Source organism: Escherichia sp. WS3227_2 (assembly GCF_046486495.1).
GTDB lineage: Bacteria > Pseudomonadota > Gammaproteobacteria > Enterobacterales > Enterobacteriaceae > Escherichia > Escherichia coli.
The window spans coordinates 168166-195074 of the sequence record NZ_JBJQLG010000003.1; the positions used below are offsets into that span (position 1 = coordinate 168166).

At 49.0% G+C, this 26909-nt stretch carries 36 protein-coding genes, 2 tRNA genes and 2 pseudogenes; 39 read left to right on the top strand and 1 reads right to left on the bottom strand.

The annotated features are described in order from the left end of the window. The first annotated feature begins 59 nt into the window (after nucleotides 1-59). The 13 genes from ACJHXB_RS06065 to ACJHXB_RS06125 all read left to right on the top strand — a co-directional run bounded on the left by ACJHXB_RS06065 (nucleotide 60) and on the right by ACJHXB_RS06125 (nucleotide 8373). The gene (locus tag ACJHXB_RS06065; protein ID WP_000391950.1) at nucleotides 60-341 is read left to right on the top strand and encodes a transcriptional regulator; all 282 of its coding nucleotides are present in this window, start codon (nucleotides 60-62) and stop codon (nucleotides 339-341) included. Continuing rightward, the gene (locus ACJHXB_RS06070) at nucleotides 325-750 is read left to right on the top strand and encodes a toxin YdaT family protein (RefSeq protein WP_000693832.1); all 426 of its coding nucleotides are present in this window, start codon (nucleotides 325-327) and stop codon (nucleotides 748-750) included. Before ACJHXB_RS06065 ends, ACJHXB_RS06070 begins: the two co-directional genes overlap by 17 nt. Nucleotides 751-821: 71 nt before the next feature. Then, on the top strand, nucleotides 822-1892 hold the full coding sequence (locus tag ACJHXB_RS06075) for a hypothetical protein (RefSeq protein WP_021536266.1): 1071 nt from the start codon (nucleotides 822-824) through the stop codon (nucleotides 1890-1892). A gap of 40 nt (nucleotides 1893-1932) precedes the next feature. Next, on the top strand, nucleotides 1933-2358 hold the full coding sequence (locus tag ACJHXB_RS06080; protein ID WP_001151208.1) for a DUF977 family protein: 426 nt from the start codon (nucleotides 1933-1935) through the stop codon (nucleotides 2356-2358). Nucleotides 2359-2585: 227 nt separating this feature from the next. After that, nucleotides 2586-3611: a DUF5677 domain-containing protein gene (locus tag ACJHXB_RS06085; protein ID WP_000379313.1), complete on the top strand. Its 1026-nt coding sequence runs from the start codon at nucleotides 2586-2588 to the stop codon at nucleotides 3609-3611. Nucleotides 3612-4197: 586 nt separating this feature from the next. Next, nucleotides 4198-4353: a type I toxin-antitoxin system toxin HokD gene (gene hokD / locus ACJHXB_RS06090; protein WP_000813256.1), complete on the top strand. Its 156-nt coding sequence runs from the start codon at nucleotides 4198-4200 to the stop codon at nucleotides 4351-4353. Between the two features lie 458 nt (nucleotides 4354-4811). Next, nucleotides 4812-5090: a hypothetical protein gene (locus tag ACJHXB_RS06095; RefSeq protein ID WP_001332495.1), complete on the top strand. Its 279-nt coding sequence runs from the start codon at nucleotides 4812-4814 to the stop codon at nucleotides 5088-5090. 1 nt (nucleotide 5091) lies between these two features. After that, nucleotides 5092-6141, top strand: coding sequence for a DUF968 domain-containing protein (locus ACJHXB_RS06100; protein ID WP_001265033.1), 1050 nt, complete (start codon nucleotides 5092-5094; stop codon nucleotides 6139-6141). Nucleotides 6142-6153: 12 nt separating this feature from the next. Continuing rightward, on the top strand, nucleotides 6154-6528 hold the full coding sequence (locus ACJHXB_RS06105) for a RusA family crossover junction endodeoxyribonuclease (protein WP_021536265.1): 375 nt from the start codon (nucleotides 6154-6156) through the stop codon (nucleotides 6526-6528). Beyond that, nucleotides 6525-7346, top strand: coding sequence for an antitermination protein (locus ACJHXB_RS06110; RefSeq protein WP_021525374.1), 822 nt, complete (start codon nucleotides 6525-6527; stop codon nucleotides 7344-7346). Before ACJHXB_RS06105 ends, ACJHXB_RS06110 begins: the two co-directional genes overlap by 4 nt. Nucleotides 7347-7489: 143 nt before the next feature. After that, a tRNA-Ile gene (locus tag ACJHXB_RS06115) sits at nucleotides 7490-7565 on the top strand. Between the two features lie 100 nt (nucleotides 7566-7665). After that, nucleotides 7666-7742, top strand: a tRNA-Arg gene (locus ACJHXB_RS06120). Nucleotides 7743-8241: 499 nt separating this feature from the next. Continuing rightward, entirely contained in the window at nucleotides 8242-8373 is a 132-nt protein-coding gene (locus ACJHXB_RS06125; RefSeq protein ID WP_000562553.1) for a DUF3927 family protein, read from the top strand. An 84-nt stretch (nucleotides 8374-8457) separates the two neighbouring features. On the opposite strand, the pseudogene ACJHXB_RS06130 reads toward ACJHXB_RS06125, so the two are convergent. Then, nucleotides 8458-8598, bottom strand: a pseudogene (locus ACJHXB_RS06130) (hypothetical protein); the annotation flags it as partial. Nucleotides 8599-8739: 141 nt separating this feature from the next. Between ACJHXB_RS06130 and tolA the strand changes: the two are divergent. The 26 genes and pseudogenes from tolA to ACJHXB_RS06260 all read left to right on the top strand — a co-directional run bounded on the left by tolA (nucleotide 8740) and on the right by ACJHXB_RS06260 (nucleotide 26905). Further along, on the top strand, nucleotides 8740-9168 hold the full coding sequence (gene tolA / locus ACJHXB_RS06135; RefSeq protein WP_000506933.1) for a cell envelope integrity protein TolA: 429 nt from the start codon (nucleotides 8740-8742) through the stop codon (nucleotides 9166-9168). A 171-nt stretch (nucleotides 9169-9339) separates the two neighbouring features. Next, entirely contained in the window at nucleotides 9340-9714 is a 375-nt protein-coding gene (locus tag ACJHXB_RS06140; RefSeq protein WP_001348108.1) for a cell envelope integrity TolA C-terminal domain-containing protein, read from the top strand. A gap of 251 nt (nucleotides 9715-9965) precedes the next feature. Beyond that, nucleotides 9966-10181, top strand: a complete 216-nt coding sequence (essD, locus tag ACJHXB_RS06145) for a phage lysis protein EssD (protein WP_000839562.1) — start codon at nucleotides 9966-9968, stop codon at nucleotides 10179-10181. Between the two features lie 4 nt (nucleotides 10182-10185). Further along, nucleotides 10186-10497 carry a DUF1327 domain-containing protein gene (locus ACJHXB_RS06150; protein WP_000189918.1) on the top strand — a complete coding sequence of 104 codons (312 nt, stop codon included), beginning with the start codon at nucleotides 10186-10188 and terminating at the stop codon, nucleotides 10495-10497. Next, nucleotides 10494-11027, top strand: a complete 534-nt coding sequence (locus ACJHXB_RS06155; protein WP_001092966.1) for a lysozyme — start codon at nucleotides 10494-10496, stop codon at nucleotides 11025-11027. The genes ACJHXB_RS06150 and ACJHXB_RS06155 overlap by 4 nt, the downstream gene beginning before the upstream one ends. Then, the gene (locus tag ACJHXB_RS06160; RefSeq protein ID WP_053263564.1) at nucleotides 11024-11548 is read left to right on the top strand and encodes a DUF2514 domain-containing protein; all 525 of its coding nucleotides are present in this window, start codon (nucleotides 11024-11026) and stop codon (nucleotides 11546-11548) included. Before ACJHXB_RS06155 ends, ACJHXB_RS06160 begins: the two co-directional genes overlap by 4 nt. Nucleotides 11549-11884: 336 nt before the next feature. Next, nucleotides 11885-12097, top strand: coding sequence for a cold shock protein CspI (gene cspI, locus ACJHXB_RS06165; RefSeq protein ID WP_000066495.1), 213 nt, complete (start codon nucleotides 11885-11887; stop codon nucleotides 12095-12097). 10 nt (nucleotides 12098-12107) lie between these two features. Next, entirely contained in the window at nucleotides 12108-12296 is a 189-nt protein-coding gene (locus ACJHXB_RS06170; RefSeq protein ID WP_096987386.1) for a cold-shock protein, read from the top strand. 2 nt (nucleotides 12297-12298) lie between these two features. Beyond that, a pseudogene (locus tag ACJHXB_RS06175) lies at nucleotides 12299-12337 on the top strand (hypothetical protein). 31 nt (nucleotides 12338-12368) lie between these two features. Then, complete coding sequence (ynfN, locus tag ACJHXB_RS06180) at nucleotides 12369-12599, top strand: protein YnfN (RefSeq protein WP_000720960.1); 231 nt, start codon at nucleotides 12369-12371, stop codon at nucleotides 12597-12599. A gap of 172 nt (nucleotides 12600-12771) precedes the next feature. After that, on the top strand, nucleotides 12772-12945 hold the full coding sequence (locus tag ACJHXB_RS06185) for a GnsA/GnsB family addiction module toxin (protein ID WP_001019207.1): 174 nt from the start codon (nucleotides 12772-12774) through the stop codon (nucleotides 12943-12945). A 295-nt stretch (nucleotides 12946-13240) separates the two neighbouring features. Further along, complete coding sequence (locus tag ACJHXB_RS06190) at nucleotides 13241-13447, top strand: hypothetical protein (protein ID WP_000548593.1); 207 nt, start codon at nucleotides 13241-13243, stop codon at nucleotides 13445-13447. Nucleotides 13448-14009: 562 nt separating this feature from the next. Then, on the top strand, nucleotides 14010-14537 hold the full coding sequence (locus tag ACJHXB_RS06195; protein WP_001389340.1) for a DUF1441 family protein: 528 nt from the start codon (nucleotides 14010-14012) through the stop codon (nucleotides 14535-14537). Between the two features lie 8 nt (nucleotides 14538-14545). Then, nucleotides 14546-16645 (top strand): phage terminase large subunit family protein, encoded by a 2100-nt coding sequence (locus tag ACJHXB_RS06200; RefSeq protein ID WP_097454249.1) that lies wholly within the window; start codon nucleotides 14546-14548, stop codon nucleotides 16643-16645. Further along, a complete protein-coding gene (locus ACJHXB_RS06205; protein WP_001072975.1) occupies nucleotides 16642-16854 on the top strand; it encodes a hypothetical protein in 213 nt (70 codons plus the stop codon). The genes ACJHXB_RS06200 and ACJHXB_RS06205 overlap by 4 nt, the downstream gene beginning before the upstream one ends. After that, entirely contained in the window at nucleotides 16854-18362 is a 1509-nt protein-coding gene (locus tag ACJHXB_RS06210; RefSeq protein WP_000985945.1) for a phage portal protein, read from the top strand. Before ACJHXB_RS06205 ends, ACJHXB_RS06210 begins: the two co-directional genes overlap by 1 nt. Next, nucleotides 18307-20334 carry a ClpP-like prohead protease/major capsid protein fusion protein gene (locus tag ACJHXB_RS06215; RefSeq protein WP_077628251.1) on the top strand — a complete coding sequence of 676 codons (2028 nt, stop codon included), beginning with the start codon at nucleotides 18307-18309 and terminating at the stop codon, nucleotides 20332-20334. Before ACJHXB_RS06210 ends, ACJHXB_RS06215 begins: the two co-directional genes overlap by 56 nt. 86 nt (nucleotides 20335-20420) lie before the next feature. Beyond that, nucleotides 20421-20744: a DUF2190 family protein gene (locus ACJHXB_RS06220; RefSeq protein ID WP_001097050.1), complete on the top strand. Its 324-nt coding sequence runs from the start codon at nucleotides 20421-20423 to the stop codon at nucleotides 20742-20744. Beyond that, nucleotides 20737-21012, top strand: coding sequence for a DNA breaking-rejoining protein (locus ACJHXB_RS06225; protein ID WP_001283153.1), 276 nt, complete (start codon nucleotides 20737-20739; stop codon nucleotides 21010-21012). The genes ACJHXB_RS06220 and ACJHXB_RS06225 overlap by 8 nt, the downstream gene beginning before the upstream one ends. Before the next feature lie 11 nt (nucleotides 21013-21023). Then, a complete protein-coding gene (locus ACJHXB_RS06230; protein ID WP_000677132.1) occupies nucleotides 21024-21602 on the top strand; it encodes a phage tail protein in 579 nt (192 codons plus the stop codon). Further along, nucleotides 21599-22000, top strand: coding sequence for a phage minor tail U family protein (locus ACJHXB_RS06235; RefSeq protein ID WP_001079419.1), 402 nt, complete (start codon nucleotides 21599-21601; stop codon nucleotides 21998-22000). The genes ACJHXB_RS06230 and ACJHXB_RS06235 overlap by 4 nt, the downstream gene beginning before the upstream one ends. Before the next feature lie 10 nt (nucleotides 22001-22010). After that, on the top strand, nucleotides 22011-22754 hold the full coding sequence (locus tag ACJHXB_RS06240; protein WP_001774465.1) for a phage tail protein: 744 nt from the start codon (nucleotides 22011-22013) through the stop codon (nucleotides 22752-22754). 60 nt (nucleotides 22755-22814) lie between these two features. Further along, the gene (gpG, locus tag ACJHXB_RS06245; RefSeq protein ID WP_054628228.1) at nucleotides 22815-23201 is read left to right on the top strand and encodes a phage tail assembly chaperone G; all 387 of its coding nucleotides are present in this window, start codon (nucleotides 22815-22817) and stop codon (nucleotides 23199-23201) included. An 8-nt stretch (nucleotides 23202-23209) separates the two neighbouring features. Continuing rightward, nucleotides 23210-23539, top strand: a complete 330-nt coding sequence (locus ACJHXB_RS06250; RefSeq protein ID WP_001161009.1) for a phage tail assembly protein T — start codon at nucleotides 23210-23212, stop codon at nucleotides 23537-23539. Continuing rightward, nucleotides 23511-26576 (top strand): phage tail tape measure protein, encoded by a 3066-nt coding sequence (locus ACJHXB_RS06255; protein WP_097454251.1) that lies wholly within the window; start codon nucleotides 23511-23513, stop codon nucleotides 26574-26576. The genes ACJHXB_RS06250 and ACJHXB_RS06255 overlap by 29 nt, the downstream gene beginning before the upstream one ends. Then, on the top strand, nucleotides 26576-26905 hold the full coding sequence (locus ACJHXB_RS06260; protein WP_000447253.1) for a phage tail protein: 330 nt from the start codon (nucleotides 26576-26578) through the stop codon (nucleotides 26903-26905). Before ACJHXB_RS06255 ends, ACJHXB_RS06260 begins: the two co-directional genes overlap by 1 nt. Nucleotides 26906-26909: the final 4 nt, after the last annotated feature.

Below are 26909 nucleotides of genomic sequence, written 5' to 3' on the forward strand. Positions count from 1 at the left end.
TGGGTATTGACTTTTGTTTACCTGTAGGTATTCTTTGCTGTGTTTACTAAGGAGTAGCTATGGAAGAATTAAGAATATTTCTCAATTCTCTTTCGTCAGATGAACAGCGTATGTTTGCATGCGAGTGTGGTACCAGCATCGGTTATCTAAGAAAGGCATTGAGTAAAGGTCAAGTGTTAGGGGCATCGTTATGTGTCCTTATTGAGCGAGCCAGTAATGGTGAAGTTACACGTCAGCAACTAAGGCCTTTTGATTGGATGAATATTTGGCCCGAGCTGGAAGATACCAAAACGTTAACACAACCACTTTCTAGGAGCTTGATTCATGAAAATCAAGCATGAACACATCCGCATGGCGATGAATGCCTGGGCGCATCCGGACGGTGAAAAAGTTCCGGCAGCTGAAATAACCAGGGCTTATTTTGAACTGGGTATGACGTTCCCAGAACTGCATGACGACAGCCATCCGGAAGCCCTGGCTCGCAATACCCAGAAAATTTTCCGCTGGGTAGAGAAAGACACCCCTGATGCAGTTGAAAAAATTCAGGCGTTGTTACCAGCGATCGAAAAGGCAATGCCACCTTTGCTGGTGGCCAGAATGCGCAGCCACAGTTCAGCTTATTTTCGGGAGCTGGTGGAGACGCGGGAGCGACTGGTGAGAGACGCTGATGATTTTGTCGCAGTGGCAATCGCCGGTTTCAATCAGATGAACCGTGGTGGCCCGGCAGGAAATGCTGTGGCAGTGCATTGAGTGATAATAGCCATATCGAATCGCTTCCGGCAACTCGTGAGTAAAAAGATTCGGTATCAGAAGAGGTGAGTATGGCTAACGCCTGGCTCAGATTATGGCATGACATGCCAAATGACCCTAAGTGGCGAACAATTGCCAGGGTGTCAGGGCAGCCAATTGCAACAGTGATGGCAGTGTATATCCACCTCCTGGTGAGCGCGTCACGAAATGTCACGCGAGGTCACATTGATGTCACGACAGAAGATTTGGCAAGTGCGCTCGACGTGACAGAAGAGGTAATTGATTCAATTTTGCAGACGATGCAGGGGCGGGTACTTGATGGTGATTTAATCACTGGATGGGAAAAACGCCAGGTGCTTAAAGAGGACAACGGCAATATTTCGCAAACCGCAAAATCTCCTGCAGAGCGCAAGAGGGCGCAGCGAGAGAGGGAAAGAAAGCGGGAACAAAATGGCGATTGTCACGGCGCATCACGAAATGTCACGCACATGTCACGACGAGTCACGACATATAAAGATACAGATAAAGATACAGATCAAGAAGATCAAAACACTATGGTCCATGGCGTAAAAAACGCCACGAACCAGGCAGGGGATGTTCAGACCGTCAATCCTGGTCAGCCAGCAGGCACGACACCGGAAGCCGATTCAGCGTATGCGCTGAAAGCCGATTCGGGCGCTGTGCAGCAGGTGATGACCCAAAGGCCGGAACAATCACACCAACTGCAGCAGCCTGAAGCCGATTCCGCCATTCAGCGGGAAGCCGATCGGGTAGTCCCGGAAAACACCGGGCTGTCTGTGGGACGAGTGGATTATCCGGATGTGTTCGAACAGGTCTGGCGGGAGTACCCGTTGCGTGCCGGAGCAAACCCGAAGAAATCCGCTTTCAGTGCCTGGAAGGCCAGATTACGCGAGGGGGTGCCACCAGAGGCCATGCTGGATGGCGTGAGGCGTTACGCAAGATACTTGGCGGCTACCGGGAAAACGGGAACGGAATTTGTTCAGCGAGCGACGACGTTTTTTGGACCGGACCGGAATTTTGAGAACCCCTGGTTGCTCCCGGTAAGCGGCACGAACAACCAGCGTTGTGTGAATCATATTTCTGAACCGGATAACGAAATTCCGCCGGGCTTCAGGGGGTAAGTGTTAATTTCTGGTCATGAGGTAATTTTCAGGAGGGCTTGTGGCAAAAGTTTTTACACAAGAAGAGCGGGAAAAAATTAAAGGGCAGGTTGTTGAACTCGTACGCCAGAGTGGGCGCGAGACGTTACGACAACTGGAAACTAAAACTGGGGCAACAAGATATCTGATGAGCGTTCTGGCCAGAGAGCTGGTTGCCAGTGGCGATGTATACAACTCTGGTTACGGGTTATTCCCGTCTGAACAGGCGCGTAAGGACTGGCAAAATGCCCGTAAAAAGCTCTCAAGGGCAAAGCTGAAGAAACCATCTGCGGTTGATCCGGACCTTATCTGGTCATTACCTGACGGAGAAATACGTCGCTACGATAGTTGTCTAAACATAATCTGTCGCGAGTGCCGAAAGAGCGAAGTTATGCAGCGCATTATGGCATTTTATCAGGGAAATGTTAGGTATTTTAGACGTTACTAGATTAAAGGGTATTAGTTCAGATATGCATTGACATTTTCATGGCACAAGGTAGAGCTAGCGTGGTTGTTCGCTTTGTGCCAAGAGTGGTCATTGATAATATTTTGGTGGGTTACATCTGTCAATGTTTCAGGTGATATGATATACAAATAGCCAGACTTAGACTGGCATGCTGTTTATTTTTATATTATGGGTGTGCCACATGGATTTAAAACTTATTGAGATATGACATGGATACTTTTCATAATATTTTGCTTGAGCACATAGACAGCCTTTTAAAAGAGAGACTTGATTTATCTGGTGACGCTGATATCGAAAAAGAAATTAATAACCTAATTCCCAAAATAGCCATTGTCGTTAAAAAATCTCTTATTGGCTCGGCCAATGCAATGCTTAGAGAACATCGTTCTCTTTGTGATGAATTTGTTGAGAGAAATATTTCAAGATGGGCAGAGGCTTTTGATTTGCTCGAAACACTTATAGTGATATGCACGGAGTCCGGTGAAGAGTTCAATCGTTCTTATAGACCACAAGCTGCCTCTGAAGAGGATGTGGTTTTTGATTTAGTCGTTCGGCATCACGCAAGAGCTTGCCACATCGCCAACGAAATTTTGTGTCTCTTAAAGAATGGATTTGCAGATGCTGCCCAAGCGAGATGGCGAGCACTTCATGAGGTAGCAGCCACAGCTATGTTTATAGCAAAGCATGGAAAAGAGTGTGCTGAGCGCTTTTACTACCATGAAGTGGTTGATTCATATACTGGAATGTTGGAACACAAAAAGTACGAGCACCGGTTAGAAGCAAAAGGTCCAACTATTGAAGAAATAGCTGAGTGTAAAGTTCAATTTGATCTATTAATAAAAAAATACGGCAAAAAATATGCAGATAATTATGGGTGGGCATCTTATATTTTCCCTAACCATAATAAAGTGGGGTTTGGAGCTATTGAGAAAGATGTTCAGTTAGAACACATGCGCCCTTATTATAAGTGGGCGAGTCAGAATGTACACACCGGTTCCAAGGCAATGAGAAATAGGCTTGGTCTCTGTGAAACTGGTGATGATATATTATTGGTCGGGCAAAGTGATTCAGGAATGGCTGATCCAGCCCATGCTACTGCTATTAGTTTGATGCAGATTACTGTGACACTTTTATTCTTAAAACCAACCATTGATCATGCCGTCATTTCAAAAATAATACAGGATTATTCTGATGAGATTGGAAATGTATTTCTTAAAATTGATAAGGGTAATTAAAAATTGGAAAAGTGATAGTATGTTCTTGTTTTTTTACTGGTAATTAAATGTTTTTAAAGTTACTAGTTCACACCTATCGAACGTCCGGTCTTCGCCCAAAGCGGACTAGAAGGTTAGCTTGCGTCGGATTTGGCGTATTTAAAGAATCGCTGGTGGTTACTGGTTGTTGTGTTCCATTTCTACAGAACAAAATCACAGAAACTATACCCAATAGTTGTATCTCATCAATGATGAGAGAGCCTCATATTTATCAGGACTGGTGTACGTCCAATACAGGAGGTTGTCGTGCTGGTTCTCAAATGTGCGCTGGCTATTGCAGCTGTAATGGCAATTTATTGTCTTGCTGTTGTTCTTATGGATCGCCTTTCTGATTGATTTTATATTGGCCAGGTGACGGGAGTTAAGTAGAATGGCTGCGGGTGCTTGAGGCTATCTGTCTCAGGCATGAACACCAAAGGCAGATAGAGAAAAGCCCCAGTTAACATTACGCGTCCTGCAAGACGCTTAACATTAATCTGAGGCTCAATCTATGAACGGCAAATCTAGGTTAGCCTCTTACGTGCCGAAAGGCAAGGAGAAGCAGGCTATGAAGCAGCAAAAGGCGATGTTAATCGCCCTGATCGTCATCTGTTTAACCGTCATAGTGACGGCACTGGTAACGAGGAAAGACCTCTGCGAGGTACGAATCCGAACCGGCCAGACGGAGGTCGCTGTCTTCACAGTCTACGAACCTGAGGAGTAAGAGACTTGGCGAGGGAGAAATCCCTCGCCACCTCTGATGTGTCAGGCATCCTCAATGCACCCGCACTTAACCCGCTTCGGCGGGTTTATTTTATCTGTAAATATTTTTATAAAAATAATGCCCACACACAGCATAAAACAAAAAGTATCACAGATAAAAAAGGAGCGTAATGTGCAGATTTGTTGTTTTCCATATTTACTCACTTTAACATAATCAATATTGATATGGTTGTTGTTTCGGTGGTTTCAAAAGAGATGTTATGGTGATCTGGTAAAATTGCATAACATTAAAATTTAATTTATCTAATCGCTTTTAATAATAAGCGTTGTGTTTATCCCAACAATCTGTTGTTTGACTTTTATTCCATTAATGTAGGGGCTTTACACTGGAACCAGTTTATTTATACTTTATACGCCAGCCTGAACAACTGGCACCTGCTGCGCCAGCAGAGACAACCGATGGCGCACGATACCAAATTACACAATTCTGATGATTCTGCCGTCTTTGCCAGCAGGTGCGGACGGCGTTTTCATGCATTCAAATCGGACTGGTTCCAGCATCCACCATGCACTGAAGAGCAGGCTGAATGGATAATTCAGTGTTACCGCAGGCGCGGATACGAGGTTAAAAAAGCCCTTAGCCTCGACTACCGTCACTGGATAATCTCAGTCAGATTGCCTTACTCCGAACGCCCACCGCGTCCGTCCCACACATTCCAGCAACGCATCTGGAGGTAACGTGCGGGTATTACTTCGACCTGTTCTGGTACCGGAACTCGGGCTGGTGATCGTTAAGCCGGGCCGTGAATCCATGCCGGTATTCCACAATACCCGGTTACTGGTGGAGCCGGAACCGAAAAGCATGCGTAATCTGCCGTCCGGGGTCGTTCCTGCCGCTCGCCAGCCGCTGGTGGAAGACAAAACATTGCTGCCGTTTTTCAGTAACGCACGGGTGATTCGTGCTGCTGGTGGTGCTGGTGCATTGTCTGACTGGCTGTTGCGCCATATTAAATCCTGCCAGTGGCCACACGGCGATTATCATCACAGCGAAACCGTCATTCACCGTTATGGTACCGGCGCAATGGTGTTGTGCTGGCACTGCGACAACCAGCTGCGTGACCAGACATCCGAATCACTCGAGCAACTTGCTCATCAAAACCTGTCAGCATGGATGATTGACGTCATCGGTCACGCAATAAGCGGTACGCAGGAGCGTGAATTATCTCTGGCTGAATTATCCTGGTGGGCGGTCCGCAATCAGGTGGCGGACGCGCTACCGGAAGCGGTATTACGTCGTTCGCTGGGGTTGCGTGCGGAAAAAATCCGCTCAATGTACCGTGAAAGCGACATCGTACCGGGAGAGCAGACCGCCACCAGCATACTGAAACAGCGCACAAAAAATCTTGCGCCGCTGCCTCACGCCCACCAGCAACAGAACCCACCACAGGAAAAGACGGTGGTCAGCATTGCCGTTGATCCTGAGTCTCCGGAATCTTTTATGAAACGACCTAAACGTCGCCGCTGGGTTAACGAGAAATACACACGCTGGGTGAAGACACAGCCGTGTGCGTGTTGTGGTAAGCCAGCCGACGATCCCCATCACCTGATTGGTCATGGTCAGGGCGGAATGGGGACAAAATCTCACGATATTTTCACGCTACCGCTGTGTCGGGAGCATCACAACGAGCTTCATGCGGATCCGCTGGCGTTCGAAGAAAAGCATGGTTCTCAGGTTGATTTAATTTTTCGTTTTCTTGATCACGCCTTTGCAACTGGCGTGCTTGGGTAAAAGAGGTGACTGATGCTCATAGATTTGGTTTTACCTTACCCGCCGACGGTGAACACTTACTGGCGACGCCGTGGCAGCACATATTTTATCTCGGAGGAGGGAAAGCGTTATCACCGGGCTGTGGCGCTTATTGTTCGCCAGCAGCGGCTGAAATTAAGCCTGTCCGGAAGGCTGGCGATAAAGGTGATTGCAGAGCCACCGGATAAGCGTCGTCGCGACCTGGACAATATCCTGAAAGCACCGCTGGATGCGCTGACGCATGCGGGAGTGTTAATGGACGATGAGCAGTTTGATGAAATCAATATCGTTCGTGGTCAGCCAGTATCTGGTGGACGTATGGGGGTGAAGATTTACCCCATAATGCATGAAGAGCAGGTCAAAAAATGAAACTGGAAGATTTACCGAAATACTACTCCCCAAAATCCCCTTGCCTGACCGATGCATCGGCTTCAACGTCAAAAGATGCGCTGAGTATCACTGATGTGATGGCCGCGCAGGGCATGACACAGAATCGGGCTGAGATGGGGTTTTCTGCGTTCCTGGGGAAAATGGGCATCAGTATGAATGACAGGGCGCGGGCAACAGAATTACTGGCAGATTATGCACTCAGTCGGTGCGATCGTGTGGCGGCGTTGAGAAAACTTCCGGCAGAAATAAAACCGGTAGTGATGCGCATTATGGCTTCGTACGCTTTTGAGGATTATGCCCGCAGCGCAGCGAGTAAAAAGCAGTGCCCTTGTTGCGATGGGGAAAAATTTATTGAAAGCGTAGTTTTTACAAACAAGGTCCAGTATCCGGATGGTAAGCCGCCGGTATGGGCAAAGTGTACGAAAGGTGTGTATCCGTCTTACTGGGAAGAATGGAAAAAAGTCAGGGAGGTGGTAAAAGTTGCCTGTCCGGAGTGTGGCGGAAAGGGTGAGGTTTCCACCGCCTGTAAGGATTGCCGTGGGCGTGGTGTCGCCATTCACCGTGAAGAGTCGGTAAAACGTGGTATGCCTGTTATCAGAGACTGCCAGCGTTGTGGTGGTCGTGGCTATGAAAGACTACCATCAACGGAGGCATTTAATGCTATATGCGAGGTGACAAACCAGATAACACGCGCGTCATGGGAAAAAACAGTTAAGAAATTCTATGATGCGCTGGTGACCCGGTTTGATATTGAAGAAGCATGGGCTGAGCGGCAGTTAAAAAAGGTAACTAGGTAACAAGGTTGATTTTTCCGGAATCTGTGGTAAATTCGTCATAATGATGGGCTTTTTATGCCTGACGTTAGAAGAGTTTCTACAACCCGCCGCCGAGCGGGTTTTTTATTGCGGAATTAATTACGGACCGTTATTATTCTGCTCCCGGCCCTTTAGCTCAGTGGTGAGAGCGAGCGACTCATAATCGCCAGGTCGCTGGTTCAAATCCAGCAAGGGCCACCATCACAAACCGCCATTAGCTTATCAGGAAGAGCAGACGACACGATAACAGGGTTGTTGGTGCGGGGGCGGGTCCCCGATGGCGGTCCATTATCGGTATTCAGCGTTGTTAGCTCAGCCGGACAGAGCAATTGCCTTCTAAGCAATCGGTCACTGGTTCGAATCCAGTACAGCGCGCCATATTCATTCTTCCAGATTCCTTCCGGCAGAGCCTTATACTGGAATATACCTGGCTCAGGATATTGTTGAAAACATAATATGTTTGTCAAAAATAAAAGTTCTGTTAAGTATTGATTGAGTGTTTGTTATACGGTCTAATGGTTTTTTCAGCATTAAATATTTATCATTCATATGGTGTGGGTAGAGTGAATATTGATGAGGCGTCGGGGTGTTTCATCCTTAGGCAGCGTATTGATATAGTCAATGCAGCACGAGCAAAGGCCTTCAGCCGTTTGACAGTTTTGTTCTGTGCTCCTGATCGTCTTTCGGGAAGAGACGTTATTATTCTGAATAGTGATGCTATACAGAGGGTTTGCGATGAGTTCATGGTTGCTAATTCAGAATTATTTGCTCTTGTTCAGGAGTACAACAGAATAGCCAGGACCTGTGGTATGGATGAACTTCGGATTACTCATCTGGGGTAGATACATATCTGGATTATCACCTGTTACGGTAAAAAGTGATTGCTTACTGTTTTTGTGAATGGCATTGCAGCAGCCGGATAATGTCAGTGCTGGCTGACGGTGTGCTGGTGGCGGGTGTGGTGGTTGTTGCTTTCCCGTTGCTGAAAAAGAAAACGCCAGACTGTTAGCCGGGTATCAGTTAGCGGGAGAAATTTTTAAATACTTCACAATTCAGGCGGTTGACTGTTCTCTGGTTTGCGGGGAGTTTGTTAAAAGAAACTGGCATGGTGAATCCCCCTGTGCGGAGGGGCAATCAGCGAGTAGGTATATGGGATAATCGCGGATTCAGGTGCTGGTACTGAATTCACCGGGAGGCACCCGGCACCATGCACTTCAATAGATTCTCTCCACATTATGGATATTCTTTCAGAATATCCCACGCAGACTTTGTGTAAATGTTAACAAATGTGCGTTTTATTTGATCTGATTCGCTGTTTGAGCGTCCAAAACAACGGTATATATAATCCTTTACTATATGACATATGTGAGGAAAAATGGGTTTTCGTAGCGCATCAATTCTTACGTTGATTATTAGTGGGATTATTATCGGGTGCAGTGATGCTGTATCGACAAATTATCATGACCGTACATCATATTACTCCGATAAAGCAATAGAGACACAGTATGTGAGTTCATCTGAACGTACTTCTGATGTTAGTGAGGATATCCGTCTGTATGCCCATCAAATCAAGAGCGCCATCGAAAAACAGTTCGGGGATGCGAGTAAGTATTCAGGAAAAGAGTGTACACTGAGAATGCATATGGCCCCGAATGGCCTTCTACTGGAGGTTAAAAGAGAAAGTGGAGACCTCGATTTATGTCGTGAAGCGATGAATGCGATAAAGAATGCTGATATACCTGCCCCCCCTTCGCCGGAAGTATATAAAGTATTTCAAAATGGGGTGCTGGATTTTAAACCCTGATATTTATTGTTTTGTAATAAACGGTTTCGGCTTAGGTTTGTTCTGACACAACTACGGCACTGAGCTAAATTTAGCGGATAGTCAGCTCTGAGCCAGTGGCGGACGTAACAACTACTATTGCTGAGATTTTAATGGATTGAGGAGCAAGAAGTGGGATTAAAGAAAATCGTTATGTTGACTTTTTGGGTCGGTTTTGTTGCGGGATGCACACCTTTACACCCTTCAGATTGCCACAAAACTACTGCTACAGGTAGTTGCAGTTCAGGACGCTGGGATGATCAGGATGAATGGGGGGCGCAAGCGCGGGGAATCAGAGCTGCAATTAATGCCAAACTTGATGAGCCGCATAACTGGAAAGGGAAAAAATGCAGGTTGCATATGGAATTCTCTCAGGATGGCACGGCGTTAAAAATATCTACCAGTAACGGTGATAAAGCCTATTGCGAAGCGATAAAGTCCGCAGCTCATAAAGCCAAATTTCCGGCCTTCAACAATCCGGAAGTCTACAGAGATTTTCAGAAATCTGGCTTTGACATGCGAGGTTAGCTCTTCAATTACTATATCTCATTCATAGCAAACTGACAGATTTGATGATGTTCTATATACGAAACCTGTGATGTCAAGTCTGAGCTAATACAAATAAACATAATATCAGAGAAATACATTTTATTAGCTCGCTACGGCGAGCTTTTTATATTGCATCGTCTCCAGCATATATATCAATTAAGGCTCTGATTGATGTGTCTGGAAGCCTACACATAATAACTATGCCATCCGTTCCGTGCGGAGGTGAGGCTATGAAATCCATGGACAAAATTTCAACAGGCATTGCCTACGGCACCTCCGCAGGCAGTGCTGGCTACTGGTTTTTACAGCTGCTCGATAAAGTCACGCCCTCACAGTGGGCAGCAATAGGTGTGCTGGGTAGCCTGGTATTTGGCCTGCTGACGTACCTGACAAATCTTTATTTCAAGATTAAAGAAGACAGGCGTAAGGCTGCGAGAGGAGAGTAATCCAATGACTCAAGACTATGAACTGGTTGTGAAAGGAGTCCGTAATTTTGAGAATAAAGTTACGGTAACTGTAGCCTTACAGGACAAAGAACGCTTTGACGGTGAAATTTTTGGCCTGGATGTCGCCATGGACCGTGTTGAAGGAGCTGCGCTGGAGTTTTATGAGGCAGCAGCCAGAATGAGCGTCCGGCAAGTCTTCCTGGAAGTAGCAGAAAAATTGTCAGAAAAAGTTGAGTCTTATCTGCAGCATCAGTACTCCTTTAAGATTGAAAATCCTGCCAATAAGCACGAGCGTCCTCATCATAAATATCTATGAACACAAAAATCAGATACGGCCTGTCGGCTGCCGTTCTGGCGCTGATTGGTGCTGGCGCATCTGCTCCTCAGATACTTGACCAGTTTCTGGACGAAAAAGAAGGTAACCACACAATGGCATACCGCGATGGTTCTGGCATATGGACCATCTGTCGGGGTGCCACAGTGGTGGATGGAAAAAACGTTTTTCCCAATATGAAACTGTCGAAGGAAAAATGCGACCAGGTCAACGCCATTGAGCGTGATAAGGCGCTGGCATGGGTGGAGCGCAATATAAAAGTTCCACTGACCGAGCCACAGAAAGCCGGTATCGCGTCATTCTGTCCCTATAACATTGGCCCTGGTAAGTGTTTTCCGTCGACGTTTTATAAGCGGCTTAATGCCGGTGATCGTAAAGGCGCATGCGAGGCGATTCGCTGGTGGATAAAGGACGGTGGACGTGATTGCCGCATTCGTTCAAATAATTGTTACGGTCAGGTTATTCGTCGTGACCAGGAGAGTGCATTAACCTGCTGGGGGATAGAACAGTGAATCAGATATTCACGGTGATTTTGCTCGTGTTGGTAGGATTTGTCGTAGGTAATGTCTGGAGCGACAGAGGATGGCAAAAAAAATGGGCGGAGCGTGATGCTGCCGAATTATCTCAAGAGGTAAATGTCCAATTTGCTGCTCGAATAATTGAACAGGGGCGAAGTATATCCCGTGATGAGGCTGTTAAAGATGCACAACAGAAAGCCGCTGAAATTTCTGCCAGGGCTGCTGATCTGTCTGATAGTGTTAACCAGCTGCGTGCCGAAGCAACAAAATATGCCATACGCCTTGACGCAGCGCAGCATACCGCAAATCTTGCCGCTGCCGTCAGAGGCAAAACAACCAAAGCCGCCGAAGGAATGCTCACCAACATGCTCGGAGATATTGCAGCAGAAGCTCAGCTTTATGCTGAAATTGCTGACAAACGCTACATCGCAGGAGTGACTTGTCAACGGATTTATGAATCTTTAAGAGATAAAAAATATCAGATGTATATTAATATTAAATCGGATTATTTTTAGCGCTGAATGTGAAATTTAAATAAAAAGGACTCTTCCATGAGTCAAAATCCTTGAAATCTTAAGGGTAAGATAAAAGGTCATTAGACAGAATGACACGTTTTATTAATAAATAAAGCTATTGTTTCATCCGTGTGTTTTTCTTTACAAAAGTAATCCTTGCTATGGTTGGTTAATCATGCGTTAATGGTGTTCTGGTTTGTTACAAAATTATCTGAAGCAGTCATTGTTATAATTTTATTATTTGTACCTCTTGAGATTTCCTTGTTGGTTTTTCTCTCTGATATTTTTTTTCGGACCATTCTGCCCAAGGGCTAACTTCTTCAAAAGGTAATAATGATGTCTAACAAAATGACTGGTTTAGTGAAATGGTTTAACCCTGAAAAAGGTTTTGGTTTCATCACGCCGAAAGATGGTAGCAAAGATGTGTTTGTGCATTTCTCAGCTATTCAGAGCAACGATTTCAAAACGTTAACTGAGAATCAGGAAGTCGAATTTGGTATTGAGAACGGACCTAAAGGCCCTGCAGCTGTTCATGTAGTGGCACTTTGAGGTAGAAAATATTACAAACCATATTCACTTTAGATGCCCGTGTTGCCATGGTTCTCAGTATAGAACATCATCTTTTGATGTTTCTGACAGAAATCCTTTCGGGGCAAAATGTATCTTTTGTAAATCAATGATGATTACATTTGATAATATTCCACAATACTTAAATGTTAGCCATCTGTCGTTAGATTTAAGAAAGTGAAAATGAAGGCTCCTTCGGGAGCTTTTTTGCTTAGTGTCTAGTCGATGGATACTCACATATTACGGTAACATTATGAAAAAAATAATAGTTTTTTTTAACTCTGAACCAGCAATGGTAGTGCCAGTGATGACCGGAGTTAACACCATCATGCGTGAATATCCAAATGGCGAAACAACACACCTCACTGTAATGGCTGCAGGGTTTCCATCTCTGACCGGAGATCATAAAGTCATTTATGTAGCAGCGGATCGACATGTAACTTCAGAAGAAATTCTGGAAGCAGCAATGAGACTCTTGAATTGATTTGATTCTAATGCATTGATAATAAATGATAATCATCTTTATCTGTTTGTGTGAAATTTAGACCGTCGTATGTTGATTATTGCGATGTTTCATCTTATCTTTTATACGTTTGCTCCATATAATTGACACTACTGTGTACTAGGACAGTCATAACAGACTAAAAGAGGAAATGATGAACATTGAAGAGTTAAAAACAAAAACAGAAGCAGATATTTCTGAATATATAACAAAAAAAATCATTGAGCTTAAGAAAAAGACCGGGAAAGAAGTTACCAGTATCCAGTTTACTGCACGGGAAAAAATGACTGGTCTTGAAAGCTATGATATCAAGATTGATTTAATCTAGCATGTTTATAGTATTAGCATCAATTTCTCATCAGATGCTATTCAACAATACAAATTACCCATAAACCTCGTTTTTACGGGGTTTTGTTATATTTAAACATTACCGAATAGATATAAATCTCGATTGTCGATGGTATTGGTTGTGTGACAATACCTAGTCTTTCCGGTATGCCTGAAGAGAATACAAACGACAGATTATGTAAGGGAAACGCGCTGAAACTTTCACTCTTTCATGCTGAGTGATTTGACGTTATATTTTTAGCCGCAAGTGAAGAGCAAACGAATGGAGCGACAAAATGCATAAAGATCAATACACTGATGCCCCCTCCCAGGAGCAGGTTCGTGTAAAAACTATGCTTAATAGCACCATTTCGATGGGTTACCCGGATGTTGTAATTGCATGTATAGAACATCAAGTATCTCTGGAAGCATTCAGGGCAATTGAGGCCGCGTTAGTAAAGCACGATAAGAATACGAAGGATTATTCCCTGGTGGTTGACTGATCACCATAACTGCTAACCATTCTGACCATTTCACAAGTGACAGAGTCAATATCGTATTCTGTCACTGTAAGGCTAATACAGTACTGCAATTCAACTACAGCAATGCCTCGTATTTAGGTGAATTTACAATATCGTCCAGTTCGGATGCCGGCTGCATTTCTGAAGATAAGGCATTTCGGTTCGCGTATTTTCCCCTCATGCTCGTCAGTCCTGCGCGTAGTAAGAAACAGGACACTCACACTAATTTGTGTGGGCATGCTGTGATGTCCTTCTGAATTATCCCCATGCCATTATGTAAAGCTCTGTTTCAGATGCTCGTAACGGTTGTCAGGCTGTCGGGTCCTCCCAGTGGGGGTCCCTACCACGGGGCGGGAGCGTCGCGGAAAAAGGCTAGTTTTTGCATTTCCATGGCGGCGGCAGCATGTTTGGTAATTTATTGATAATTAAAAGTTATTTATCTTTTCACCTGTACAATATTTTTTTCTCCCTGTCATTAGACCAGTTTACAATTAATTGAAATATATAAATAAACATGATTTTCACCTGCCAGATGGAGTTGCTTATGTCAAATGTGAGCGGGATCGGTGATGCTTATTACTGGAGTGTTTTTAAAATCGCTGAGGCCTTTGGGCTTCACCGGGACACAGTAAAAAAACGGCTTCTCGCGGCCAACACTCCTGTGGCTGCGACTGTCAGGGGGAACCCCGTTTACGCCCTGCAGCATGTCGGGCCAGCCCTGTTTAGTGTGAAGCATGAGGCAGCAGACTCTGTTCATGATCCATCCCGTATGGAGCCGAAAGAGAGAAAGGACTGGTACCAGTCTGAAAATGAAAGGATCAAGCTGGAAAAGGAGCAGCGAAAACTCATCCCCGTTGATGAAGTAGTCATCGTCTATTCGTCCATGAGAAAGGCTGTCGTCCAGGTTCTGGAGACAATTCCGGATGTTCTTGAACGCGATTGCGCCCTGACTCCTCAGGCCGTCGGCGTTGTACAGCAGGCAATTGATGACCTGCGATACACTCTTCAGGAAAAATCCTACGAGGCTTGTGCTGCTGAATTAATTCCTGATGAAGAAGGAGAGAGTCTCTAGGAGGAATAATGGGTTTTTCATCAGCCCGAAATTTGGGAAGGGACATATCGGCAGGATTTTCCCCACCACGTCGCATGCCGATTTCGGAGGCTGTTAAAAAATTCATGCGTGTTCCTAAGGGGGCTGGTAACTCGGTGCCATGGGATCCTGAACTGACACCCTACATCATTGAGCCCATGAACTGCCTGGCATCGCGTGAATACGATGCGGTGATTTTTGTTGGTCCTGCGCGAACAGGGAAGACCATTGGTCTGATCGATGGATGGATTGTCTATACCATCGTTTGCGATCCTTCGGACATGCTCGTTGTGCAGATGACCGAAGATAAGGCCCGCGAGCATTCTAAAAAGCGCCTCGACAGAACGTTCAGAAGCAGTGCGGCGGTAAAGAAAAGAATGAGTCCACGTCGTAACGACAATAATGTCCATGATAAGACGTTCAGGGATGGCTCGTTCCTTAAAATTGGTTGGCCCTCGGTCAACATTATGTCGTCGTCGGATTACCGGTTTGTCGCCTTAACCGATTACGACCGTTTTCCGGAGAATATCGACAGCGAGGGTGATGGTTTCTCCCTGGCCTCAAAACGTACCACCACATTTATGTCCGCCGGGATGACTCTGGTGGAGAGCTCGCCGGGACGTGACATCTGCGACAGCAAATGGCGACGTAAGTCGCCTCATGAAGCGCCACCGACGACTGGTATTCTTTCCCTTTACAATCGTGGTGACCGCCGCCGCTGGTACTGGTCATGTCCGCACTGCGGTGAATATTTTCAGCCAGCCATGGATGCCATGACCGGCTACCGTAATGAACCGGATCCCTTTAAAGCCAGTGAGGCGGCGTATCTACTTTGCCCGCACTGCAGCGGCATTATCACTGCGGAGAAAAAGCGTGAGCTCAATAGTGCAGGAGTCTGGTTGCGTGAAGGTCAGGTCATTGATCGTAACGGCAACGTTTCCGGTGAACCGCGCCGCTCCCGTATCGCCAGTTTCTGGATGGAAGGGCCAGCTGCTGCGTATCAGACCTGGGCGCAACTGGTTTACAAATTACTGACTGCAGAACAGGAGTATGAAGCGACAGGAAGCGAAGAAACACTCAGGGCGGTTATCAACACCGACTGGGGATTGCCTTATCTTCCTCGTGCCAGCATGGAGCAACGAAAAAGTGAACTGCTTGAGCAGCGGGCAGAGCCAGTTCCTTCCCGCAGTGTGCCGGATGGCATTAATTTCCTTGTGGCGACAGTGGATGTGCAGGCGGGACGTCATCGCCGTTTTGTGGTTCAGGTAACGGGCTATGGCAGTCGTGGCGAACGCTGGATTATTGATCGTTACAACATCACGCAGTCATTGCGCAGTGACTGCGACGGGGAGAGCCAGCGAATTGATCCGGCCAGCTATCCGGAAGACTGGGATGTCCTGCTGACGGATGTTTTTCATAAAAGCTGGCCGCTGGCCTCCGATCCTTCTCAACAAATGCGACTGATGGCAATGGCGGTGGACTCCGGCGGTGAAGACGGGATCACTGATAATGCCTATAAATTCTGGCGTCGTTGCCGTCGTGATGGCCTTGGTAAACGTATTTACCTGTTTAAGGGTGACAGCATCCGGCGCGCAAAACTGATCAGCCGTACATTCCCTGATAACACCGGACGAACGGGCCGCCGGGCGCAGGCCGCAGGTGATGTGCCGCTCTGGCTTCTTCAGACGGATGCCCTGAAAGACCGGGTGAATAACGCGTTATGGCGTGACTCGCCAGGTCCAGGCTATGTGCATTTCCCTGACTGGCTGGGGAGCTGGTTTTACGACGAACTGACGTATGAAGAGCGGAGCAGTGACGGGAAATGGAGTAAGCCGGGTCGCGGTGCCAACGAAGCTTTTGACCTGATGGTGTATGCCGAGGCTCTGGTCATTCTGCATGGATACGAAAAGATCCGCTGGCCGGATGCACCGGAGTGGGCGAGCCGGGAAACCTGGCTGGAGTGTGTCCAGGACAGTACCGAACCGTCATCCTCACCGGAACCGGTATCCACGCCTGTTAAAAAACAAAAACGGAAGAAAACAGTAACTGACGATGTTAACCCCTGGCTGACTTCTGGAGGATGGTTATGAACCAGAATGATATCGAAGCCATGATTCAGCGTTATACGGAAGCTGAAATGGCGGTGCTGGACGGAAAATCCGTCACTTTTAATGGTCAGCAGATGACCATGGAAAACTTATCTGAGATCCGGCAGGGGCGGCAGGAGTGGGAGCGCCGCCTTGCGGCTCTGATTACACGACGACGGGGGCATCCCGGGTACCGGCTGGCGAGGTTCTGATGGCAATTCTTGATGATGTGATTGGCGTTTTTTCACCAGGATGGAAAGCGGCAAGGCTGCGTTCCCGTGCGGTGATCCAGGCTTATGAGGCAGTAAAAACGACGCGGACACACAAAGCCCGACGGGAGAACCGAACTGCCGACCAGTTAAGCCAGTACGGGGCCGTGTCGTTACGTGAGCAGGCCCGTTACCTTGATAACAACCACGATCTGGTCATTGGTGTATTTGACAAGCTGGAAGAACGGGTGGTGGGGAAAAACGGGATTATTGTCGAGCCACATCCGGTATTACGCAATGGGGCCATTGCCCGTGATCTGGCAGCGGAGATACGCACCCGATGGAGTGAATGGTCTGTCAGTCCGGAAGTCACCGGGCAGTTTACCCGTCCGATGCTGGAACGTCTGATGCTGCGTACCTGGCTGCGCGATGGTGAGGTGTTTGCCCAGATGGTTTCCGGGCGCATAAACAGCCTGACGCCTTCTGCCGGTGTTCATTTCTGGCTGGAGGCGCTCGAGCCAGACTTTATTCCCATGACCAGTGATGAGAGCAACAGGCTGAATCAGGGCGTGTTTGTTGATGACTGGGGGCGTCCCGAAAAATATCTGGTGTATAAAAGTCGTCCTGTATCCGGACGGCAGATGGAAACCAAAGAAGTGGATGCAGAGCGAATGCTGCATCTTAAATTTGTTCGCCGTCTGCACCAGATGCGCGGGACGTCTTTGTTGTCCGGTGTGCTGATCCGCCTCAGTGCCCTGAAAGAGTATGAAGATTCTGAGCTGACTGCAGCAAGGATCGCCGCTGCTCTGGGGATGTACATCCGGAAAGGCGACGGGCAGAGCTATGAAGCGGATGGTAATGGCAGCAAGGATAAGGAACGCGAGCTTACCATTCAGCCAGGCATTATTTACGATGATCTGAAACCCGGCGAAGAAATCGGAATGGTGAAGTCGGATCGCCCCAATCCTAACCTTGAAACTTTTCGTAATGGTCAGTTGCGTGCCGTGGCGGCGGGCAGTCGTCTGAGTTTTTCCAGTACAGCGCGCAACTATAACGGCACTTACAGCGCCCAGCGTCAGGAGCTGGTTGAATCCACTGATGGCTACCTGATCCTGCAGGACTGGTTTATTGGTGCCGTCACCCGCCCGATGTATCGTGCCTGGCTGAAACAGGCTGTGGCATCCGGTGTTATCAGGCTACCCCGCGATCTTGACCGTTCTTCACTGTATACCGCGGTGTATTCCGGACCGGTGATGCCGTGGATTGACCCTGTTAAGGAGGCTGAGGCCTGGAAAATCCAGATTCGTGGTGGAGCGGCGACAGAATCAGACTGGGTACGTGCTGGTGGTCGTAATCCGGATGATGTCAAACGTCGGCGCAAGGCCGAAATTGATGAAAACCGCAAGCTGGATCTGGTATTTGATACCGATCCGGCCAGTGATAAAGGAGGCAGCAGTGCCGCAACGAAACGACAGGAGCCGCAGCACACCGACGACCAGTCCGAAGAATAATTCCTGGTTCAGGATGCAGGCTGGTCACCAGAGTGACGCGGATATTTATATTTATGACGAGATTGGTTTCTGGGGTGTTACAGCGAAGCAGTTTATCAGTGATCTGAATGCACTGGGCGATATCACCCACATTAATCTCCATATTAATTCACCGGGTGGCGATGTCTTTGAAGGCATCGCCATTTTTAATGCGCTGAAAACACATGGTGCGTCCATTACCGTTTATGTCGACGGTGTGGCGGCGTCAATGGCGTCGGTCATTGCGATGGTGGGAAACCCGGTCATTATGCCGGAAAACACCTTCATGATGATTCATAAACCATTTGGCTTTACGGGCGGTGATGCGGAGGACATGCGCACCTATGCCGACCTGCTCGATAAAGTTGAGGCGGTTCTGTTACCCGCTTATGCACAGAAAACCGGGAAAACCACCGATGAAATTGCTGCCATGCTGGCGGATGAGACCTGGATGTCCGGTGCCGAATGTCTGGCACATGGATTTGCTGATCAGGTGACACCAGCCGTTAAGGCAATGGCATGTATTCAGTCAAAACGTACAGAGGAATTTAAAAAGATGCCGGAATCCATTCGAAATATGATTACTCCGCCACGCAACAGTGCTCCACGCGTACAGGATGATGGACCTGCAGCCTCCCGGACGCCAGTGCAGGCAGCAGCACCCGTGGTGGATGAAAACAGCATCCGTGCGCAGGTCCTGGCAGAGCAAAAAGCGCGTGTAAACGGTATTAATGATCTGTTTGCCATGTTTGGCGGGCGTTATCAGTCGTTGCAGGCTCAGTGTCTTGCCGATCCTGAATGTTCGCTGGAGCAGGCCCGCGAAAAGCTGTTGAACGAGATGGGGCGCGAGTCCACGCCATCCAATAAAAATACCCCGGCTCATATTTATGCCGGTAACGGTAATTTTGTGGGGGACGGGATCCGCCAGGCGCTGATGGCGCGCGCCGGGTTTGAAAAAACCGAACGTGATAATGTCTACAACGGGATGACCCTGCGTGAATATGCCCGTATGTCACTAACTGAACGTGGTATTGGTGTTTCCAGTTATAACCCGATGCAGATGGTCGGTGCGGCGTTCACACACAGTACGTCTGACTTCGGTAATATTCTGCTGGATGTTGCGAACAAAGCCATTCTGCAGGGCTGGGAAGATGCCCCTGAAACCTATGAACAGTGGACGCGGAAAGGTCAGTTGTCTGATTTTAAAATTGCCCATCGTGTGGGTATGGGGGGCTTCAGTGCTCTGCGTCAGGTGCGTGAAGGGGCAGAATATAAATACGTCACCACCGGAGATAAACAGGCCACTATTGCACTGGCGACCTATGGCGAGCTGTTCAGTATCACCCGTCAGGCCATTATCAATGATGATCTGAATATGCTGACCGATGTCCCGATGAAGCTGGGCCGTGCGGCGAAATCCACTATTGCCGATCTGGTTTATGCCATTCTGACGTCTAACCCGAAAATCTCCACAGATAATGTAAGTCTGTTCGATAAAGCGAAACATGCAAACGTACTGGAGAGCGCGGCAATGGACGTGGCATCGCTGGATAAAGCCCGCCAGTTGATGCGCGTTCAGAAAGAGGGGGAGCGTCATCTGAATATTCGTCCTGCGTTCGTACTGGTACCGACGGCGATGGAGTCTGTTGCTAACCAGGTCATTCGCTCCTCAAGTGTCAAGGGGGCTGACATTAACGCCGGTATTATTAACCCGGTGAAAGATTTTGCGACCGTTATTGCAGAGCCTCGTCTTGATGATAACAGCCAGACCACCTTCTACCTGGCTGCGTCAAAAGGCTCCGATACGATTGAAGTGGCTTATCTCAACGGTGTGGATACGCCATATATTGATCAGATGGAGGGCTTCAGTGTGGATGGCGTGACAACGAAAGTGCGTATTGACGCCGGTGTCGCGCCAGTTGATCACCGCGGTCTGGTGAAATGTACGGCGTAAACGTCGCAGACAACAACTCTGATGGCCCGTAAGGGCTTTTTTTGTACCTGAAATCAGCCCCTGAACGGGGCTGTGCGGAGACAGTTATGGCAAAGAATTTTGTAGAAGAAGGAAAAACGGTGGCGATTGTTGCCAGTGCAGCCATCAGCAGCGGAGATCTGGTGCAGGTGGGCGATGTTTTTGCGGTGGCGCTGACCGATATTCCACAGGGTGAAACAGGCGACGGCATGACCGAAGGTGTGTTTATGCTGCCTAAGCTGAAAACGGATGACATGAAAACGGGTAAGAAGGTTTATCTGAAGTCCGGAAAAGTTCAGCTGACTAACAGCGGCTCTGATCCGCTGGTCGGGGTTGTCTGGGCAGATGCCGGAACCAGTGCAGAAGAAGTGCCGGTAAAACTCAATGTCTGATCCCTTTTCCCGGCTGGCAGCGCGTATGGATGCTATCACGGTTAGAAAGATGGGAAAGACAGCCTCGATTAATGATGTCGATATGACTGTGATCCCGGGAGAAACACTGGCAGAGCTGAATGCTCTGTCCGGACCTGCGGTCTCTCTGGTGGTGTTTTCTTCGGGATACCGCCCACGGCGCGGGGATCGCGTTGTTTATGACGGACAACAATGGACGGTCACACGGCATGAACGCTTTAACGGTAAGCCAATGATCTTTATTGAGTAAAGAGGTGTGGGATGAAGGGGCTTGAGAATGCCATCCGCAATCTGAACAGCCTTGATACCCGTATGGTGCCACAGGCCAGCGCATGGGCGATAAACCGTGTGGCACAGAAAGCGGTCTCGGTTACCACCCGGCAGGTTGCCGGGAATACCGTTGCGGGAGATAACCAGGTGAAAGGGATCCCCCTGAAACTGGTACGTCAGCGTGTCCGGGTGTTTAAAGCCAGTCCGTCAGGAAAAATGACGGCCAGGATCCGCGTTAACCGGGGCAATCTGCCTGCCATTAAGCTGGGGACAGCCCGGGTCAGACTGGCCCGGCGTGGTGGAAAACTGCAGTACCGTGGCAGTGTGCTGAAGGTGGGTAAATATCTTTTCCGGGATGCGTTTATTCAGCAACTGGCGAATGGTCGTTGGCATGTGATGCGGCGTATTGATGGCAAAAATCGTTACCCCATTGATGTGGTGAAAATCCCGCTGTCCGGACCGCTGACACAGGCATTTGAAGATGCCCGCGACCGCATCATTGCTGCGGAAATGCCGAAACAGCTGGGGTATGCACTGAAACAACAACTGAGGTTATGGCTGACCCGATGAACCGACATACACAAATCCGCCAGGTCGTACTGGCACGCCTTCGGGAACAGTGTGGAGACAGCGCCACGTTTTTTGACGGGCTTCCGGCATTTGTTGATGCGCAGGAACTGCCTGCCGTGGCGGTGTGGCTGAGTGATGCTCAGTACACCGGAAAAATGACGGATGAAGATGACTGGCAGGCTGTTCTGCATATTGCTGTCTTCATCCGGGCACAGGCACCGGATTCAGAGCTGGATATGTGGATGGAGAGCACCATTTTCCCGGCCCTGAATGATGTACCAGCACTTTCCGGACTCATCGACACCCTGATCCCACTCGGTTTTAACTATCAACGTGATAATGAGATGGCCACCTGGGCGATGGCGGAAATCACGTACCAGATCACGTACACGAATTAAGGAGGTGGTAATGACCACACCAAATCCACTGGCAAAAACGAAAGGTGCGGGAACGACGTTCTGGATGTATACCGGCAAGGGCGATGCGTTTGCGAACCCTTTATCGGACACTGACTGGCTGCGTCTTGCGATGGTGAAGGATCTGCAACCTGGCGAAATGACCGCTGATGCAGAAGATGACACTTATCTCGATGATGAAGATGCAGACTGGAAAACGACAACCCAGGGGCAGAAATCCGTTGGTGATACTTCGGCGACGCTGGCCTGGCGTCCGGGTGACAGCGGGCAGAAAAAACTGGTTCAGTTGTTCGACTCCGGTGAAGTCTGCGCGTTTCGTATCAAATATCCCAACGGCACTGTTGATGTTTTCCGTGGCTGGCTGAGCTCACTGGGTAAAACCATTGCCTCAAAAGACGTGATGACCCGCACTGTGAAAATCAGCGGTGTGGGGCGTCCGTATCTGGCAGAGGAAGGCACTGAAACCGTGAGCGTTACCGGGCTGACAGTATCACCGGCATCTGCCAGTGTAAAAGTGGGAGCAACCACCACGCTGACCTTTACAGTAAAACCTGACGGAGCCAGTGACAAAGCGATCAGTGTGCATTCGTCAGATCCACAGACTGCCACGGTTACCCTGAACGGACTTGTGGCCACGGTAAAAGGCGTGAAGCAGGGCAGTGTCAGCATTGTGGGCATGACCGCTGACGGGAATTTTGTGGCTGTGGCTGCGGTGACTGTCAGCGCAGCAGGTTAACAGGACGATACTCATCATTTGCCCCGGTTATTCGGGGCTTTTTTGCAGGTGGAGAACATGATGTTTCTGAAACAGGACACGTTTAATTATGAAAAACAGTCCGTGGTGCTCAGTGAGCTGTCCGGGCTGCAGAGAATTGAATATCTGATGTTTGTTCAGCAGCGAACGGCAAAGTTTGATGCCGGGGAGGGAGAACTGCCGGAGGCTGAACGACAGATTGCTTTTCTGCGGATGGGGATGGATATCAATGCCTGGCTGGTTTCCCGCTCACTGTGGAATGCGGAACAGTCTCAGGATGTTGAGACGCTTTACGCATCCGTTATTACAAGATGGTCGTATGATGCCCTGGGTGCGGGGGCGGAGATGGTTCTGTCGCTGAGCGGTATGGGGGCCATTGATAATGCCGGGGATTTGGAGCATGAGGTGCTGACGCCGGAAAAGTCCTGACGCGGGAAATGCAGTTTGTCATGCGGCTTGCCCGGGAGTTCCGGCGGGCAGACTGGCGGCGGATGCTGTCGGAAATGTCGGCCACTGAGCTTGGTGAGTGGGGCGATTATTTCCGGATGCAGAGCTTCAGTGATGTGTGGATGGATGCGCAGTTTGCCTCGCTGAAGGCATTGATCGTGAGAATGGTGTCCGGCAGCAGTGATGCTGCGGTGGCTGATTTCAGCCTTTTACCGGAAGAGAACGGGATACCGGAGCGAACGGACGAAGAACTGATGCATCTTGGGGAAGGTATTTCCGGAGGTGTGCGTTATGGACCAGATAGCCAACCTGGTCATTGATTTGGGGATTGATGCGGCAGAGTTTAAAAATGAAATTCCCCGTATCAAAAACCTTCTGAATGGTGCAGCCAGCGATGCAGAACGGTCTTCTGCCCGTATGCAGCGTTTTATGGAGCGTCAGACTCAGGCCGCCCGGCAGACAACGCAGGCGGCGTCTTCGGCTGCAACAGCCGCATCCGTCCATGCGCAGACGGTGGAGAAGAACGCACAGGCTCATGAACGCATGGCCCGCGAGGTGGAGAAAACCCGCCAGCGTATGGAGGCACTGAGCCAGAAAATGCGCGAGGAACAGGCGCAGGCCATGGCTCTGGCGGAGGCTCAGGATAAAGCAGCTGCTGCGTTTTATCGTCAGATTGACAGTGTGAAACAGGCCAGTGCGGGGCTGCAGGAATTACAGCGTATTCAGCAGCAGATCCGACAGTCCAGAAACAGTGGCGGGATTGGTCAGCAGGATTATCTGGCGCTGATTTCTGAGGTTACGGCGAAAACCCGTGTTCTTACGCAGGCTGAGGAAGAGGCTACCCGACAGAAAGTGGCGTTTATCCGTCAGCTTAAAGAGCAGGCAACCCGCCAGAATCTTTCTTCTTCTGAGTTGCTTCGTGCTAAGGCTGCCCAGCTGGGGGTAAGCAGTGCTGCAGAAGTGTATATCCGCAAAATGGAGCAGGCAGGAAAAGCCACGCATTCGCTGGGTCTGAAAAGTGCAGCGGCCCGCCAGGAGATAGGCGTTCTGATAGGTGAACTGGCCCGCGGCAATTTAGGGGCGCTGAGGGGATCCGGGATAACGCTGGCTAACCGTGCCGGATGGATAGACACTCTGATGTCACCGAAAGGCATGATGCTTGGCGGGGTTATTGGCGGTATTGCCGCGTCCGTCTATGGTCTGGGTAAAGCCTGGTATGACGGTCAGAAGGAGGGGGAAGAATTTAACCGCCAGTTGTCGCTGACGGGGCATTATGCCGGAGTCACTGCCGGGCAGCTGTGGACGCTCAGTCGTGCTATTTCCGGGAATGGTATCACGCAACATGCTGCAGCCGGTGTGCTGGCTCAGGTGGTGGGGAGTGGTGCATTTCGTGGAAACGATATCGGTATGGTGGCGAGAGCTGCCGCACAGATGGAGCGATCGGTTGGCCAGTCGGTCAGCGATACCATAAATCAGTTTAAGCGGCTGAAGGATGATCCTGTAAATGCCGCGAAGGCTCTGGACAATGAGCTGCATTTTCTTACTGCCACTCAGCTTGAGCAGATACGTGTCCTTGGGGATCAGGGACGGTCCAGTGATGCTGCACGGATAGCCATGTCTGCACTGGCAGAGGAAACCGGTCGGCGTACTGCGGATATTGATAATAACCTCAATGCGCTTGGCAGTACGCTGAAGTATCTGTCTGATTTGTGGAGTCGTTTCTGGGATGCGGCCATGAATATTGGTCGTGAAGACTCGCTGGATGAACAGATTGCCGCTTTACAGGAGAAAGTGTCGCGGGCGAAAAGACTCCCCTGGACGGCATCATCTTCTCAGGTTGAATACGATCAGCAGCGTCTTAACGATCTTCAGGAGAAAAAACGCCAGAAGGATTTGCAGGATGCAAAAGAGCAGGCAGAGCGGAATTATCAGGAGCAACAAAAACGACGTAATGCTGAAAATGCTGCACTGAACCGGATGAATGAAACGGAAGCAGCACGACATCAGCGTGAAATTGCGCGTATTAATTCCATGCAGTACGCCGATCAGGCTGTCAGGGATGCAGCGATACAACGTGAAAATGAACGTTACGAGAAAGCCCTGGCATCCGGTAAGAAAAAAACACGCGAAACCCGTAATGATGAGGCCACCCGGTTATTGCTGCAGTACAGTCAGCAACAGGCACAGGTGGAAGGACAGATTGCTGCTGCAAGACAGTCAGCAGGCATTGCCACTGAAAAGATGACAGAAGCGCATAAACAGCTTCTGGCTCTGCAGCAGCGCATCAGCGATCTGGACGGGAAAAAACTGACGGCAGATGAAAAGAGTGTGCTGGCCCGTAAAGATGAACTGATTCAGGCACTGACGCTGCTGGATGTAAAACAGCAGGAGCTTCAGAAACAGACGGCACTCAACGATCTGAAGAAAAAAACAATTCAGCTGACCAGTCAACTGGCTGAAGAAGAGCTCGTTCAGCGTCAGCAACATGACCTGGATATCGCCACGGTGGGTATGGGTGATCAGCAGCGGCAGCGATATCAGGTACAACTGAGTCTTCGCCAGAAATACCAGCAACAGCTGGAGCAGTTGAGGCGGGATAGTGAGCAGAAAGGGACATATAACACGGATGACTACAGAAAGGCCGAGCAGGCGCTGACGGAGAGCCTGAACCGACAACTGAATGAGAATCGCCGTTACTGGCAACAGCTTGAAGTTGTGCAGGGTAACTGGAAAAACGGAGTCCTGCGTGCATTTCAGGATTTTACCGTGGATGCAGACAATACGGCAGGAACAGCAGAACAGGTGTTCTCGTCAGCCTTCAGCAACATGGGAAATGGCCTGGCAACTTTTGTCACTACCGGCAAACTCAACTTCAAATCCTTCACCTCTTCGGTGCTGTCAGATATGGCGAAAATCCTGGCGCAGGCAACCATGATGAAATCGATAAAAGGGATTGGCAGTGTACTGGGATTTGATCTCAGCAGCCTTTCCCTGAATGCCAATGGGGGGATTTATCAGTCTGCTGATTTGAGTCGTTACAGTGGCACGGTGGTTAACCGTCCGACGTTTTTTGCTTTTGCAAAAGGCGCGGGTGTGATGGGGGAAGCTGGACCTGAAGCCATTCTGCCACTGCGTCGTGGTGCTGACGGTAAGCTGGGGGTTGTGGCGGATATTGGTGGTTCAGGTATGGCGATGTTTGCCCCGCAGTACAACATCGAGATCAATAACGATGGCACGAACGGGCAGATAGGTCCGGCTGCCCTGAAGGTGGTTTATGACCTTGGGAAAAAAGCGGCAGCGGACTTTATGCAACAGCAGGCCCGTGATGGTGGTCGGTTAAGTGGAGCATATCGGTAATGGAGACGTTTCACTGGAAAGTGCGCCCGGATATGAATGTGGTATCAGAGCCGAAAGTGGTGACAGTGAAGCTGGGCGATGGTTATGAACAGCGTCGTGCGGCGGGACTGAATAACCAGTTGTCGACTTACAGCGTGACGATACGTGTTCGTAAATGTGAACACCCATCTTTAAAAGCCTTTCTGGAACGGCACGGTGGCGTCCGCGCATTTCAGTGGACGCCACCTTATGACTGGAAGCCGATCAGGGTGGTTTGTCGTAAATGGTCGGCAAGCGTGGGGGCGTTGTGGGTAACCATAACGGCAGATTTTGAACAGGTCGTGGCATAGGAGT

Coding starts and splice junctions, on each gene's coding strand:
- ACJHXB_RS06065 (WP_000391950.1), top strand. CDS start 60: ATGGAAGAATTAAGAATATTTCTCAATTCTCTTTCGTCAGATGAACAG.
- ACJHXB_RS06070 (WP_000693832.1), top strand. CDS start 325: ATGAAAATCAAGCATGAACACATCCGCATGGCGATGAATGCCTGGGCG.
- ACJHXB_RS06075 (WP_021536266.1), top strand. CDS start 822: ATGGCTAACGCCTGGCTCAGATTATGGCATGACATGCCAAATGACCCT.
- ACJHXB_RS06085 (WP_000379313.1), top strand. CDS start 2,586: ATGGATACTTTTCATAATATTTTGCTTGAGCACATAGACAGCCTTTTA.
- hokD (WP_000813256.1), top strand. CDS start 4,198: ATGAAGCAGCAAAAGGCGATGTTAATCGCCCTGATCGTCATCTGTTTA.
- ACJHXB_RS06095 (WP_001332495.1), top strand. CDS start 4,812: ATGGCGCACGATACCAAATTACACAATTCTGATGATTCTGCCGTCTTT.
- ACJHXB_RS06105 (WP_021536265.1), top strand. CDS start 6,154: ATGCTCATAGATTTGGTTTTACCTTACCCGCCGACGGTGAACACTTAC.
- ACJHXB_RS06110 (WP_021525374.1), top strand. CDS start 6,525: ATGAAACTGGAAGATTTACCGAAATACTACTCCCCAAAATCCCCTTGC.
- tolA (WP_000506933.1), top strand. CDS start 8,740: ATGGGTTTTCGTAGCGCATCAATTCTTACGTTGATTATTAGTGGGATT.
- ACJHXB_RS06140 (WP_001348108.1), top strand. CDS start 9,340: ATGTTGACTTTTTGGGTCGGTTTTGTTGCGGGATGCACACCTTTACAC.
- essD (WP_000839562.1), top strand. CDS start 9,966: ATGAAATCCATGGACAAAATTTCAACAGGCATTGCCTACGGCACCTCC.
- ACJHXB_RS06150 (WP_000189918.1), top strand. CDS start 10,186: ATGACTCAAGACTATGAACTGGTTGTGAAAGGAGTCCGTAATTTTGAG.
- ACJHXB_RS06155 (WP_001092966.1), top strand. CDS start 10,494: ATGAACACAAAAATCAGATACGGCCTGTCGGCTGCCGTTCTGGCGCTG.
- cspI (WP_000066495.1), top strand. CDS start 11,885: ATGTCTAACAAAATGACTGGTTTAGTGAAATGGTTTAACCCTGAAAAA.
- ynfN (WP_000720960.1), top strand. CDS start 12,369: ATGAAAAAAATAATAGTTTTTTTTAACTCTGAACCAGCAATGGTAGTG.
- ACJHXB_RS06185 (WP_001019207.1), top strand. CDS start 12,772: ATGAACATTGAAGAGTTAAAAACAAAAACAGAAGCAGATATTTCTGAA.
- ACJHXB_RS06190 (WP_000548593.1), top strand. CDS start 13,241: ATGCATAAAGATCAATACACTGATGCCCCCTCCCAGGAGCAGGTTCGT.
- ACJHXB_RS06195 (WP_001389340.1), top strand. CDS start 14,010: ATGTCAAATGTGAGCGGGATCGGTGATGCTTATTACTGGAGTGTTTTT.
- ACJHXB_RS06200 (WP_097454249.1), top strand. CDS start 14,546: ATGGGTTTTTCATCAGCCCGAAATTTGGGAAGGGACATATCGGCAGGA.
- ACJHXB_RS06205 (WP_001072975.1), top strand. CDS start 16,642: ATGAACCAGAATGATATCGAAGCCATGATTCAGCGTTATACGGAAGCT.
- ACJHXB_RS06210 (WP_000985945.1), top strand. CDS start 16,854: ATGGCAATTCTTGATGATGTGATTGGCGTTTTTTCACCAGGATGGAAA.
- ACJHXB_RS06220 (WP_001097050.1), top strand. CDS start 20,421: ATGGCAAAGAATTTTGTAGAAGAAGGAAAAACGGTGGCGATTGTTGCC.
- ACJHXB_RS06225 (WP_001283153.1), top strand. CDS start 20,737: ATGTCTGATCCCTTTTCCCGGCTGGCAGCGCGTATGGATGCTATCACG.
- ACJHXB_RS06230 (WP_000677132.1), top strand. CDS start 21,024: ATGAAGGGGCTTGAGAATGCCATCCGCAATCTGAACAGCCTTGATACC.
- ACJHXB_RS06235 (WP_001079419.1), top strand. CDS start 21,599: ATGAACCGACATACACAAATCCGCCAGGTCGTACTGGCACGCCTTCGG.
- ACJHXB_RS06240 (WP_001774465.1), top strand. CDS start 22,011: ATGACCACACCAAATCCACTGGCAAAAACGAAAGGTGCGGGAACGACG.
- gpG (WP_054628228.1), top strand. CDS start 22,815: ATGTTTCTGAAACAGGACACGTTTAATTATGAAAAACAGTCCGTGGTG.
- ACJHXB_RS06250 (WP_001161009.1), top strand. CDS start 23,210: ATGCAGTTTGTCATGCGGCTTGCCCGGGAGTTCCGGCGGGCAGACTGG.
- ACJHXB_RS06255 (WP_097454251.1), top strand. CDS start 23,511: ATGGACCAGATAGCCAACCTGGTCATTGATTTGGGGATTGATGCGGCA.
- ACJHXB_RS06260 (WP_000447253.1), top strand. CDS start 26,576: ATGGAGACGTTTCACTGGAAAGTGCGCCCGGATATGAATGTGGTATCA.